Origin of the sequence: Stenotrophomonas sp. GD03777 (assembly GCF_029842485.1) — a bacterium.
GTDB classification, from domain to species: domain Bacteria; phylum Pseudomonadota; class Gammaproteobacteria; order Xanthomonadales; family Xanthomonadaceae; genus Stenotrophomonas; species Stenotrophomonas sepilia.
On record NZ_JAOCGL010000011.1, the window covers coordinates 52,071 to 64,272 of the forward strand.

Annotated in this window: 14 protein-coding genes; 8 read left to right on the plus strand and 6 right to left on the minus strand. The window is 66.3% G+C overall.

All coding sequences use genetic code 11. The features are described 5' to 3' along the window. Positions 1–13: 13 nt before the first annotated feature. From N5E02_RS04705 to N5E02_RS04725, 5 genes are all read right to left on the minus strand, one after another. Positions 14–694, minus strand: coding sequence for a DUF2058 family protein (locus N5E02_RS04705; protein ID WP_005417446.1), 681 nt, complete (start codon positions 692–694; stop codon positions 14–16). 10 nt (positions 695–704) lie between these two features. Next, entirely contained in the window at positions 705–947 is a 243-nt protein-coding gene (locus tag N5E02_RS04710; protein WP_005410256.1) for a SlyX family protein, read from the minus strand. After that, positions 940–2,289, minus strand: coding sequence for a UDP-glucose/GDP-mannose dehydrogenase family protein (locus tag N5E02_RS04715; protein WP_065178603.1), 1,350 nt, complete (start codon positions 2,287–2,289; stop codon positions 940–942). Before N5E02_RS04715 ends, N5E02_RS04710 begins: the two co-directional genes overlap by 8 nt. A gap of 23 nt (positions 2,290–2,312) precedes the next feature. Continuing rightward, the gene (locus N5E02_RS04720; RefSeq protein ID WP_139727356.1) at positions 2,313–3,290 is read right to left on the minus strand and encodes an FKBP-type peptidyl-prolyl cis-trans isomerase; all 978 of its coding nucleotides are present in this window, start codon (positions 3,288–3,290) and stop codon (positions 2,313–2,315) included. A 96-nt stretch (positions 3,291–3,386) separates the two neighbouring features. Continuing rightward, the gene (locus N5E02_RS04725) at positions 3,387–3,974 is read right to left on the minus strand and encodes a glutathione peroxidase (protein ID WP_005417477.1); all 588 of its coding nucleotides are present in this window, start codon (positions 3,972–3,974) and stop codon (positions 3,387–3,389) included. A 364-nt stretch (positions 3,975–4,338) separates the two neighbouring features. On the opposite strand from N5E02_RS04725, the gene N5E02_RS04730 reads away from it, so the two are divergent. The 7 genes from N5E02_RS04730 to N5E02_RS04760 all read left to right on the plus strand — a co-directional run bounded on the left by N5E02_RS04730 (position 4,339) and on the right by N5E02_RS04760 (position 8,917). Next, positions 4,339–4,575 (plus strand): hypothetical protein, encoded by a 237-nt coding sequence (locus N5E02_RS04730; RefSeq protein WP_032954303.1) that lies wholly within the window; start codon positions 4,339–4,341, stop codon positions 4,573–4,575. Positions 4,576–4,577: 2 nt separating this feature from the next. After that, positions 4,578–4,937 carry a GntR family transcriptional regulator gene (locus tag N5E02_RS04735; RefSeq protein ID WP_005417481.1) on the plus strand — a complete coding sequence of 120 codons (360 nt, stop codon included), beginning with the start codon at positions 4,578–4,580 and terminating at the stop codon, positions 4,935–4,937. Further along, positions 4,937–5,812 carry an ABC transporter ATP-binding protein gene (locus N5E02_RS04740; protein WP_061480097.1) on the plus strand — a complete coding sequence of 292 codons (876 nt, stop codon included), beginning with the start codon at positions 4,937–4,939 and terminating at the stop codon, positions 5,810–5,812. The genes N5E02_RS04735 and N5E02_RS04740 overlap by 1 nt, the downstream gene beginning before the upstream one ends. Then, positions 5,809–6,837 carry an ABC-2 transporter permease gene (locus tag N5E02_RS04745; RefSeq protein ID WP_262090940.1) on the plus strand — a complete coding sequence of 343 codons (1,029 nt, stop codon included), beginning with the start codon at positions 5,809–5,811 and terminating at the stop codon, positions 6,835–6,837. Before N5E02_RS04740 ends, N5E02_RS04745 begins: the two co-directional genes overlap by 4 nt. A gap of 25 nt (positions 6,838–6,862) precedes the next feature. Beyond that, positions 6,863–7,750, plus strand: a complete 888-nt coding sequence (locus N5E02_RS04750) for a DUF4097 family beta strand repeat-containing protein (RefSeq protein ID WP_279945926.1) — start codon at positions 6,863–6,865, stop codon at positions 7,748–7,750. Between the two features lie 29 nt (positions 7,751–7,779). Further along, positions 7,780–8,385 (plus strand): hypothetical protein, encoded by a 606-nt coding sequence (locus tag N5E02_RS04755; protein ID WP_065178600.1) that lies wholly within the window; start codon positions 7,780–7,782, stop codon positions 8,383–8,385. Between the two features lie 106 nt (positions 8,386–8,491). After that, positions 8,492–8,917 carry a hypothetical protein gene (locus tag N5E02_RS04760; protein WP_065178659.1) on the plus strand — a complete coding sequence of 142 codons (426 nt, stop codon included), beginning with the start codon at positions 8,492–8,494 and terminating at the stop codon, positions 8,915–8,917. A 108-nt stretch (positions 8,918–9,025) separates the two neighbouring features. Here the strand turns inward: N5E02_RS04760 and N5E02_RS04765 are convergent, their stop codons facing one another. Further along, positions 9,026–10,453, minus strand: coding sequence for a class II fumarate hydratase (locus N5E02_RS04765; protein WP_005417504.1), 1,428 nt, complete (start codon positions 10,451–10,453; stop codon positions 9,026–9,028). Between the two features lie 293 nt (positions 10,454–10,746). On the opposite strand from N5E02_RS04765, the gene purB reads away from it, so the two are divergent. After that, positions 10,747–12,114, plus strand: coding sequence for an adenylosuccinate lyase (purB, locus tag N5E02_RS04770; protein WP_065178598.1), 1,368 nt, complete (start codon positions 10,747–10,749; stop codon positions 12,112–12,114). The last annotated feature ends 88 nt before the right edge of the window (positions 12,115–12,202 follow it).

Genomic DNA, 12,202 nt, shown 5'->3' on the forward strand with positions numbered 1-12,202 from the left:
GGCGGTCACGCGCTTACCAGACCAGGTCGTCCGGCACCTGGTATTGCGGGTCCGCGTACGGATCCTCCTCGGCCGGCGCATTCGGATCGACCTTCAGCGCCACCGACGCGGCGAACACCGCCTCGGACTGCGCCAGCACCTCGGCGGTCACCAGCAGGTAGCGGCCATTGAGCTGGACCACCCCAAGCTCGCCGGCATTGAGCGCGGTCAGCTGTTCGGCGGTCACATAGATGCGCTTGATCTTGCCGCCATATGGGAAGTGGCGGGCGATATCGGCCGCTTCCGAGTTCAGGCTCTTGTCCTTCAGCAGTTCTTCCAGCTTGGCCTTGGCCTCGCGGCGCACACGCGCCTCTTCCTGCTTCAGGCGCTCGGTCTCGATGCGCTCTTCCTTTTCCTTCTGCGCGCGGATGGCGTAGGCCTTGGCCAGGTCCATCTCTTCGGCGCTGCGCGGCTTGCGCGGGCCCTGCTGGCCTGGGCCACGTGACTGACCGGGCTTGCCCGGGCCGCCGTGGCCATGCCCACGACGCTCGCCGGGCTTGTGCTCGCCCTTGCCAGCGCCCTGCGGCTTTCCATTGCCGTTGCCACCCTTGCCCTGCGGGCGACCATCACGGCGGGGGCCATCATTCTTGCGCTCGGGCTTGGGCGCAGGCTTGAAGCCCAGGCCCATCAGCTGGTCGCGGAGGGTATCGCTCATAGGATTCGGATCAGTAGTGCGGCGGCGGCGGTTCGCTCGCCGGATCGGAAGAATTCAGCGCGTTGCGGACCTTGCCCAGGTCTTCCAGCAGCACGCGCAGCACGTCGGCGTTGCGCATGCCCTGCATGCGGGCATCGGCCAGCGCATCGCTCAGTTCGGCCAGCGCCTGTTCCTGGAAGGACACGCGCATTTCCAGTTCGACCAGGCGCGCTTCCAGCGCCTGCTCGCGTTCGGTTGGCAGCAGATCAGACATGCAGCGAGCGCCCCCGGCCAATGCCGTAGTACGCCAGGCCCGCCGCTTCCACATCCGCCGGCTCGTACAGGTTGCGGCCGTCGAACACCACCGCGTCCTTCAACTGCTCGCGCAGCCTCTGGAAATCGGGGCTGCGGAACTGCTTCCACTCGGTCACCACGACCAGTGCATCGGCCCCCTGCAGCGCCTCGTCGGCACTGCTGCAGAACACCAGATCATCGCGCTCGCCGAAGATGCGCTGCGACTCGTGCATCGCTTCCGGATCGTAGGCACGCACCGTCGCGCCGCCTTCCCACAGCTGCGCCAGCAGGCGACGGCTGGAGGCTTCGCGCATGTCATCGGTGTTCGGCTTGAACGCCAGGCCCCACACGGCAAAGGTCTTGCCACGCACACCTTCGTCTTCACCCTTGTCGTAATGACGCTGGATGAGAGCGAACAGATGGCCCTTCTGCGCGTCGTTGACCGCTTCCACGGCGTTCAGCAACTTCGGCTCCAGGCCGGCCTGCTGCGCGGTGCGGGCCAGCGCCTGCACATCCTTGGGGAAGCACGAGCCGCCGTAACCGGCGCCCGGGTAGATGAAATGCCAGCCGATGCGCGGATCCGAGCCAATGCCCTGGCGGACCTGCTCGACATCGGCGCCGACACGTTCGGCGATGTTGGCGATTTCGTTCATGAACGAGATCTTGGTCGCCAGCATCGCGTTGGCGGCGTACTTGGTCAGCTCCGCCGAACGCACGTCCATTTCCACCACGCGGTCGTGGTTGCGGTTGAACGGTGCGTACAGGCGCCGCATCACCGCCACCGACTCGGCGCTGGTCGCGCCGATGATGATGCGATCCGGGCGCATGCAGTCGGCGACAGCGTCGCCTTCCTTCAGGAATTCCGGGTTGGACACCACATCGAAGGCGATGTCCGCGCCACGTGCCGCCAACTCTGCGGCAATGGCAGCACGCACCTTGTCGGCGGTGCCCACCGGCACCGTCGACTTGTTGACCACCACGGTCGGCACGCTCATGTGCCGCCCGATGGTACGGGCCACAGCCAGCACGTACTGCAGATCGGCACTGCCATCCTCGTCCGGCGGCGTGCCGACGGCGATGAACACGACCTGGCCGTGGCCGATCGCGGCCGCGGCATCGGTGGTGAACGCCAGCCGCGACGCCGCGTGGTTGGCCTTCACCATCGGTTCCAGGCCCGGCTCATAGATCGGGATGATGCCCTGGTTGAGGCCATCGACCTTGGCCTGGTCGATATCGACACAGACCACCTGGTGGCCGACGTCGGCCAGGCAGGTACCGGTCACCAGCCCTACATAACCGGTACCGAAAATCGCAACGCGCATGTCCGTGCAGGCTCCGTGGTCGCTTACGGCAGGACGCCCAGCAGCTCGACGTCGAAGGTCAGAGTCGCGTTCGGGCCGATCGGGCCACCCGGGGTGCCGTTCTCACCGTAAGCCAGCTCACCCGGGATCCAGAAGCGGTACTTCGAACCGACCGGCATCAGCGCGACGCCTTCGGTCCAGCCCTTGATCACCTGGTCCAGGCCGAACTCGGCCGGCTGGCGACCATAGGAGCTGTCAAACACGGTGCCGTTGAGCAGCTTGCCTTCGTAGTTCACACGCACCTTGCTGCTCGGCAGCGGGCGCTCGCCGCTACCCGGGCGGATGATCTGGTACTGCAGGCCAGACGGGGTGGTCACCACGCCCGGCTGGGTCTTGTTCTTGGCCAGGAACGCGTTGCCTTCCTCGCGGTTGGTCTGCGCAGCGGCGGCGGCCTTGGCCTGCATCTCGGCCTGCTTGCTGCCCATGAAGGCCTGGATGGTGGCGGTCGCGTCAGCTTCCGTCATCTTCGGCTGGCCCTTGCTCAGGCCTGTGCTGATCGCGTCAAACAGCGAGGCGACATCGATGTCGTCCTTCAGCTGTGCCAGCGACGGGCCGACCGAGTACGAACCGATCATCTGCGACACTTTGACGCGATCGACCTTCGGCGGCTGCGAACCCGGCGCCATGCCCGGCACCTGCTGGCCACTGCGGGCCATCACGACCTGGCGCAACGCGGCATCGGTGGCCTTGGCCTGTTCCTGGGTGATCTGCGGCTGCAGGCCTTCGAACGAACGCTCCACGGCAGTGCGCAGCGCGGCCACATCGATCTCATCGGCGATCGGGGTGAACGACTTGGCGACATCAAGGCCGATGGCGTAGCCGAGCTTCTGCTTGGGGGAATTCAAGGTTGCGGTCTCCTTGACGGCTGCGGGGGCAGCCGGTTGTTGCGACAGAGCGACACCCGAAGTGCCCATCGCCAGAATCAGAACCGACGCCGCGGCGCCGCGCATTCCCATCTTCATTCGCTGCATTCCTGGAAGTGTCTGGGCGCCGACGTCGGCGCGAAAAGAAACATTGTCGCACGCATGCCGTCGATGTCGAGGCATCCGTGCCGGATATCAATGCGTGGCGGCTGCGGCCAGCGCCTTGTCGATGGCGGCGGTCAGCTGCGGATCGTCCGGCGTTACCTTGCTGGCGAACTGGGCAATGACCTTGCCATCGCGGCCGACCAGGTACTTGTGGAAGTTCCAGCCCGGCGCCACGCCGGTGGCCGCGGTCAGCCTCTGGTACAGCGGCGTGGCCTGTGCACCGACGACATGCACCTTCTCGAACATCGGGAACCTGACGCCGTAGGTGAGCGTGCAGAAATCCTGGATCTGCTTTTCGTCACCGGGCTCCTGGCCCTTGAAATCGTTGGACGGGAAACCGAGCACGGCAAAGCCGCGGCCGGCATAACGCTTCTGCAGCGCCTCCAGGCCTTCGTACTGAGGGGTATAGCCGCACTTGCTTGCGGTATTGACCACCAGCAGTACCTGCCCGTGGTAGCGCTGCTGCAGGTTGACCTGCTGCTTGCTGGCCAGTGGGCGGTACTCCAGGTCCAGCAGATCGGCCGCCAGCACATGGCCGGAACCGGCCAGGCCGGCCACCAGCAGGGTCAGCAGGGACAGGCCGCGCAGGCGGCGCGGGATAACGGTCGGCAGGGGCATCGAGAGCGGTCCGCGGTAGCCATTCACAGGGCCGGCCGGTAGCGGCCGGGAATCGGCCGAACTATAGCACCGCCCCCCGCCCCCCCGTTGCGGCAAGCGCCAGCGGCTTTGCGCGGCGTGGCGTCTTCCCGCTGGCCTTGCCAACGACGGCGCAGTGATGACATAGCATGGACAACACTGAATGGCAGGCGGAACTGGACCAGCCCGCACATCAAATTTATTTCCCTTTCCAATCAAATGGATAAGAGGATATTTCAGCAATTTGACCACCCCTGCCATCAGTTGGGGACGGCAGGGGGTTGCACCCAGGCGTGCCGGTGTTATAGTTGCATACAACACCAGTCACCTGAGACAGGGGGAAGCCGTGAACGCCCGCATCCGTCGCAACCTCACCGCACCCGCGGCCGCTGCTGTTTCGACCCTGATCGTGCTGGCCTGGCTGGCCACGCCCACCACCCCCGCCTCTCCCGATAGTGCGCAGGACGCAACCGCTGCACCGGCCGGGAACGCCGATTCCTCCCCCCCTCCCCCGCGTCGGCTGCACAGCTCCCTGTCCATGCCGTATTTCTCGTTCGCCCAGCCGCTGACCCCACGGAGCTGAATATGAGCGACATCCAGTGGAGCGACGGCGCTCCCATCTACCGTCAATTGAAGGAGCGCGTGATCGCCATGATGCTCGACGGAATCCTGAAGCCGGGCGATGCCCTGCCTTCGGTGCGCCAGGTGGCCGCCGACTATCAACTCAACCCCATCACCGTTTCGCGCGCCTACCAGGAACTGGCCGATGAAGGCCTGGTCGAGAAGCGCCGCGGCCTGGGCATGTTCATGACCGAGCAGGCGGCCACGCAGCTGCGCAGCAGCGAGCGCGAGCGCTTCCTCAACGAAGAATGGCCCGCGGTGCTGGAGCGCATTCAGCGCCTGGGCCTGAGCCTCGACGAATTGCTGCCCCAGGGGAACGTCTGATGAACAGCACTGCAAGCGAACCCGTCATCACCGCGCGAGGCCTGCGCAAGGCCTACAGGACCACGGTAGCCCTCGACAACGCCAGCTTCAGCATTCCGAGCGGGCGCATCGTCGGCTTGATCGGCCCCAACGGCGCCGGCAAGACCACCGCACTGAAGGCCATCCTCGGCCTCACCTCGGTGGAAGGCGACCTGAGCGTGCTCGGCCGCGATCCGCGACTGCATCGCGACGAGCTGATGAATGACATCTGCTTCATCGCCGACGTCGCCGTGCTGCCGCGCTGGCTGAAGGTGCGCGAGGCGATCGACTTCGTCGCCGGCGTGCACCCGCGCTTCGACCGGGCCCGCTGCGAGCGCTTCCTGGCCAATACCAAGCTGCAACCGAAGCAGCGCGTGCGCGAACTGTCCAAGGGCATGATCGTGCAGCTGCACCTGGCGCTGGTGATGGCCATCGACGCCCGCATCCTGGTGCTGGACGAGCCCACTCTCGGCCTGGACATCCTCTATCGCAAGGAGTTCTACCAGCGCCTGCTGGAGGACTATTTCGACGAACAGAAGACCATCATCGTCACCACCCATCAGGTGGAAGAGATCGAGCACATCCTCAGCGACGTCATGTTCATCCGTGATGGCCGCATCGTGCTCGACGCGGACATGGACGATGTCGGCCAGCGCTACACCGAGCTGCTGGTCAACGCCGACCAGCTGGAGACCGCGCGTGCGCTGAAGCCGATCGACGAGCGCAGCTTGGCGTTCGGCAAGACCGTGATGCTGTTCGATGGCGTGCCGCGCGCCCAGCTTTCCACGCTTGGCGAGACCCGCAGCCCGGGCCTGGCCGATCTGTTCGTCGCCATCATGAAGGGGACCTACGCATGAATGCCGTCAACCACCCCGTCAGCCCGATGGGCACCCTGCGCTGGCTGCTCAAGCGCGAGTACTGGGAGAACCGTGGCGGTTTCCTGTATGCACCGTTGATCGCCGGCCTGATCTCGCTGGTGATGAGCACCATCGGCATCGCCTTCGGCCTGTTCGCCCTGCACCGGGCCGCGCGTGATGGTGGCCTGCACATCGACGGCGAAGACGTGAACATCAACGGCCTGGACCTGGCCCTGCTGACCCGCGACATCAGTGCCAAGGATCTGGCTGACCTCGGCAACGGCCTCGACCTGACCCTGGTGCTCAGCTCGGCCTGGCCGTTCCTGGTACTGGCCTTCGTGGTGTTTTTCTACTGCCTGGGTGCCCTGTACGACGACCGCCGCGACCGCAGCATCCTGTTCTGGAAGTCACTGCCGCTGTCGGATACCCAGACCGTGCTGTCCAAGGTGATCAGCGCACTGATCGTGGCCCCGCTGATCGCGGTGATCGCCGGCATCATCACCATGTTCGGCTTCATGCTGGTGATCAGCATCGTCGCGCTGATGCACGGCGGCAGCCCGATGACCCTGATCTGGGGCCCGGCCAGCCCGCTGACCCTGGCCGCCGGCCACCTGGCCTGGATCCCGGTCTACGCCCTGTGGGCCCTGCCCACCGCCGGCTGGCTGCTGCTGTGCTCGTCCTGGGCCCGCAGCAAGCCGTTCCTGTGGGCGGTGATGCTGCCGCTGTTCGCCGGCGTCATCGTCAGCACGACCAAGGTGATGCCGCTGATCGGCCTGACCACGGGCTGGTTCTGGCAGAACATCGTTGGCCGGCTGCTGCTGGGCGGCGTACCGGGCACGGACCTGGTGTATCGCCTCAGCGCCGAGGAAGGCACGCGTCGCGACCTCGAATCGGTGGTCAGCCTGATGTCGCCGGCCTCGCAGCTGAAGTCACTGGCGATGCCGGAACTGTGGATCGGCGCCGCCGTCGGCGCCGTGTTCATCGTCCTTGCCATCCGTCTGCGCAAGCGCGCCGGCGAGATCTGATTCCATCCACCCGGAGGCACCACCCATGCGTTCCCTGCTCGCCTGTTCTGCGTTGTTGCTGTTGCCGCTGTCGGCGCTGGCCACCGATGCTCCGAACTGCAAGTTCACCGCCGCCCGCACGCTGAAGCTGGATGTGGCCGGTGCCAGGGCTGTGGTGCTCGAGGTCAACCAGCACGACCTGAAGGTCGTCGCCGGCAAGGGCACTGGCCAGCTCGATGGCCGCGCCTGCGCGTCCAGCCAGGAATGGCTGGACCAGCTGGTACTGGACCAGCGCAGGGTGGGCGACAAGCTGGTGGTGAGCCTGCGCCGCGAGGGCCGCGACAGCGGCATCAGCCTGGGCAGCAGCTACGCCTGGCTGGACATCCGTGGCAGCGTGCCGGACAACCTGCCCCTGCAGCTGAAGGTCGGCTCCGGCGACGCCAGCGTAGACAACGCGCAGTCGCTGAGCGTGGATGTCGGCTCCGGTGATGCCATCGTGCGTGGCACCCGCGGCAGCATCCACGCAGCGGTGGGTTCGGGCGACCTGGACATTGATGGCGGCAGTTCGCTGAACCTGCTTTCGCTGGGTTCCGGCGACGTCAAGGTGCGCAACATCGGTGGCGATGCGGTCACCGGCACTGTCGGTTCGGGTGACCTGAAGATCAGCGATGTCCGCGGCAACGCACGACTGGACACGGTCGGTTCCGGCGACATCGGGTTCAAGCGCGTGCAAGGCAACGTCGAGGTCGGTGTGGTCGGCTCGGGCGATGTTGATCTGTCCGACATCGGCGGCAATGTGCATGTGCGCAGCCACGGCTCGGGGGACATCCAGGTCGATGGCGTGCGCGGCAGCCTGACCGTCGACCACAGCGGCAGCGGCGATGTCGGCCACCGCAACGTCAGTGGCACCGTCACCCTGCCCCGTAAGAAGTAACCGCTAACGGATCGATCGAGGAAACTGCCATGAATCTGCTGCGCGTGCTGCCTGCCACCCTGCTGTGCCTGCCGCTGATCGCCTGCGGCGGCACTTCTTCCGCACCCGACAAGACCATCGGCAAGAGCGTCGCCGAGGCCACCAGCGGCGTCGGCCAGACTGTCAAGGAGGCCATGGACGATGCCCGCAAGGACATCACCGAGGGCAACATCAAGATCTCGGCCGACAAGCAGCCGCGTGCCGAGATCACCCCGGATGGCCGCCTGCTGATCGCCGGCAAGGAAGTGGCCGCCAACGAAACCCAGCGCCGCCAACTGCAGGAGTACCGCGGCCACGTGGTCGCCATTGCAATGGACGGCATGGATGTCGGCCTGGCCGGTGCCAAGCTCGGCGCCAGTGCTGCCGGAGAGGCCCTGAAGGGCATCTTCAGCGGCGACAGCGAGGGCATCGAGAAGCGGATCAATGCCGAGGCGGAGAAGATCGAAGCCCAGGCCAAGCGCATCTGCAACCGCATGCCGGCGATGCTGGCCAGCCAGCAGGCGTTGGCCGCTTCGCTGCCCGCGTTCAAGCCCTACGCCACAATGGACCAGAGTGACGTCGACGACTGCGGCAAGGACACCGTGGTCCAGCGCTAGGCCTGTGACAGATCAGCGCACCCGGCCGGCAGCGGCGCCCCGCTGCCGGCCGTCACGTGCCGACCGGCTTACAATGGCGGCCCCGGACGCCCCCGAACCGAATGCCATGAAGAAGTTGTTCCTGCTGCTGGCCGCCCTGCTCTGCCTGGGCCTGGTCGGCTGTGACAAGGATTACCGCAATCACCGCGCCGAGCGCGGCAAGCCCAAGATTTCCGTCAGCGAAGGCATGGTGACCGTGCGTCGCCCGCCGGCACCGAACATCATCATCCTCGGCGATGGCACGATGAAGGTGGACGAGATCCAGATCCCGCTGGACCAGGGGCAGAAGCAGATGCTGCAGACGATGTTCGGCAAGCTGCAGGTGCTGCGCCAGAACACCCTGGTCGCCGCCCCGGCCGATCCCAACATGCAACCGGTGAAGATCCAGCCGCCGGAGGGCATGGAAGTGATTCCGGCGGACTTGGTCCAGCGCATACCCGAGTTCAAGGATTACACCGACACGTTCGGCAACATCGTCGCCGACCGTCGCTGAAGCAGAAACGCCGCCCCAGGGCGGCGTTTCCTCTTGTAGAGCCGAGCCTATGCTCGGCTGCTGCCCGGAACCTGAGCCGAGCATGGGCTCGGCTCTACAACCAGCAGATCAACCGCCGGCGCCACCACCGCCAGCCTGGATGCCACCTGCGGTCAGTGCGGTCGGATCCAGCAGGCGCCGCAATTCGGCCTCCTCCAGCCCGCTGTCTTCCAGTGCCACGTCCAACACCGGGCGTTGTTCCTTGTAGGCACGCTTGGCGATGGCCGCGGCCTTCTCGTAGCCGATGATCGGATTCAATGCCGTGACCAGGATCGGATTGCGCGCCAGCGCTTCGGCCACACGGTCCTCGCGCACTTTCAACCCGGCGATCGCGCTGTCGGCCAGCAGCCGCGACACATTGGCCAGCAGGCCGATGCCATCGAGCAGGTTCACCGCGATCAGCGGCAGGGTGACGTTGAGCTGGAAGTTTCCGGTCTGCCCGGCCACGGTGATTGCCGTGTGGTGGCCGATCACCTGCGCGCAGGCCATCACGGTCGCTTCCGGAATCACCGGGTTGACCTTGCCCGGCATGATCGAGCTGCCCGGCTGCAGCGCCGGCAGTTCGATCTCGCCCAGCCCGGCCAGCGGACCGGCATTCATCCAGCGAAGATCATTGGCGATCTTGATCAGCGCCACGGCCAGTGCATTGAGCTGGCCCGACAGTTCCACGGCATCATCCTGCGCGGCCAGGCCCTCGAACTTGTTCTCGGCGCTGTCGAACTTGAAACCGGTCTGTTGCTTCAGTGCCTTGGCCACCTGCGCGCCGAAGCGCGGGTCGGCATTGATGCCGGTGCCGATGGCGGTGCCACCCAGCGGCAGGCGGCGCACGCGCCTGAGGCTGTCTTCGATCCGCTCCTGCGCCGAGGCCAGCTGTGCCGACCATGCGCCGAACTCCTGCTCGAAGGTCAGTGGCATCGCGTCCATCAGGTGGGTACGGCCGGTCTTGACCACCTTGCGCAGGCTGCGGCCCTTCTTGTCCAGGGTCTTGCGCAGGTGCACCAGCGCCGGCAGCAGCTGCTCATGCGTCGCCAACACCGCCGACACGCGCAGCGCGGTCGGAATCACGTCGTTGGAGCTCTGCCCCTGGTTGACGTGGTCATTGGGGTGCACGGCGGTCTTGCCCGCCTTGCCGGCACGGTTGGCCAGTGTGGCGATGACCTCATTGGCATTCATGTTCGACGACGTGCCCGAACCAGTCTGGTAGACATCGATCGGGAACTGCGCATCCCAGTTGCCGGCGGCCACTTCGGCGGCAGCGGTCTGGATGGCCTTGGCCACGTTCTTCGGCAGATGGCCCAGCTCCGCGTTGACGCCCGCGGCGGCGCCCTTGACCAGGCCCAGGGCACGGATGAAACCGCGCGGCATGCGCTGGCCCGACACCGGGAAGTTCTGCACGGCACGCTGGGTCTGCGCGCCCCACAGGGCGTCGGCAGGCACCTGCAGCTCGCCCATGCTGTCGTGTTCGATTCTGAAACCCTTGCTTGCAGCTTTGCTCATTGCATCAACTCCGCACTACTTCAGTTGGGGAAAGGGAAGCGGCGGCTGGCAGGGTGTCGCTTCCCGGGCTGGCGGCTGCGCCAACGATACTCCCTTGCCCGCAGCGTGGGATGACGAGCGCGGGCCAGATCGTTCCGTCTGCACGGCCGTTGTGCACGCGCAGGGGTAGTGCCGGCCGCTGGCCGGCAATCCATGGAAGCGTAGGCCGGGCGTGGTTGCCGGCCAGCGGCCGGCACTACCTGACCGGCGCGTCGTAGAATATGGCCCCCGCCGCTCGCCCCAGCCCTGCCGACATGTCCGATTCCGCCCTGCTCGCCCTGTCCCCGCTCGATGGCCGCTATGCCGGCAAGGTCGACGCCCTGCGCCCGATCTTCTCCGAGTACGGCCTGATCAAGGCCCGCATCACGGTCGAGGTGGAATGGCTGCTGGCGCTGGCCGCCGAGCCGGGCATCGTCGAACTGGCCCCGTTCTCCGACGCCGCCGTCGCCCGCCTGCGCGCCCTGGCCGCCAGCTTCAGCCCGGCCCAGGCTGCACGCGTGAAGGAGATCGAGCGCACCACCAACCATGACGTCAAGGCGGTGGAGTACTTCATCAAGGAACAGCTGAAGGACGACGCCGAGCTGGCTCCGGCGCTGGAATTCGTGCATTTCGCCTGCACCAGCGAAGACATCAACAATCTCAGCTACGGCCTGATGCTGGAACAGGCCCGCCGTGAAGTGCTGCTGCCGACCCTGGACGGCATCGCCAGCACCCTGCGCAGCCTGGCCCACGCCCAGGCCGGCCAGCCGATGCTGTCGCGCACCCACGGCCAGACCGCCTCGCCGACCACCTTGGGCAAGGAACTGGCCAACGTGGTCGCCCGCCTGGAGCGCCAGCGCAGGCAGATTGCCGCGGTCGAACTGACCGGCAAGATCAACGGTGCGGTCGGCAACTACAACGCCCACATCGCCAGCTACCCGGACGTGGACTGGCCTGCCTTCGCCGAGCGCTTCGTGACCGGCCTGGGCCTGGTATTCAACCCGTACACCACGCAGATCGAGCCGCACGACAACGTGGCCGAGATCGGCGATGCCGCACGCCGCGCCAACATCATCCTGATCGACCTGGCCCGCGACATCTGGGGCTACATCTCGCTGGGCTACTTCAAGCAGCGCCTGAAGGAAGGCGAAGTCGGCTCGTCGACGATGCCGCACAAGGTCAATCCGATCGACTTCGAGAATGCGGAAGGCAATTTCGGCATCGCCAACGCCCTGTTCGAGCACTTCAGCGCGAAGCTGCCGATCAGCCGCTGGCAGCGTGACCTGACCGATTCCACCGTGCTGCGTGCGCTGGGCACCGCGTTCGGCCACAGCCAGGTGGCACTGGATTCGCTGGCCAAGGGCCTGGGCAAGCTGGAGGTGAACCCGCAGCGCCTGGATGCGGATCTGGACGCGGCCTGGGAAGTGCTGGCCGAGGCCGTGCAGACGGTGATGCGCCGCCATGGCCTGCCGAACCCGTACGAGCAGCTGAAGGCGCTGACCCGCGGCCAGGGGATCACGGCCGAGTCGATGCGTGCGTTCGTGCAGGGGCTGGAGCTGCCGACGGATGCGAAGCAGCGTCTGCTCGAGATGACCCCGGGCAGCTACACCGGCCTGGCCGAGGCGCTGGCAAAGAAGATCTAAGGGGTTTGCTTGCGGCGGCGGCCGCGGGCGCTGCCTGCGGCAGGCTTAACTGCAACTGCAACGTCAAAGGCGGCTCTGGGTTACTGCC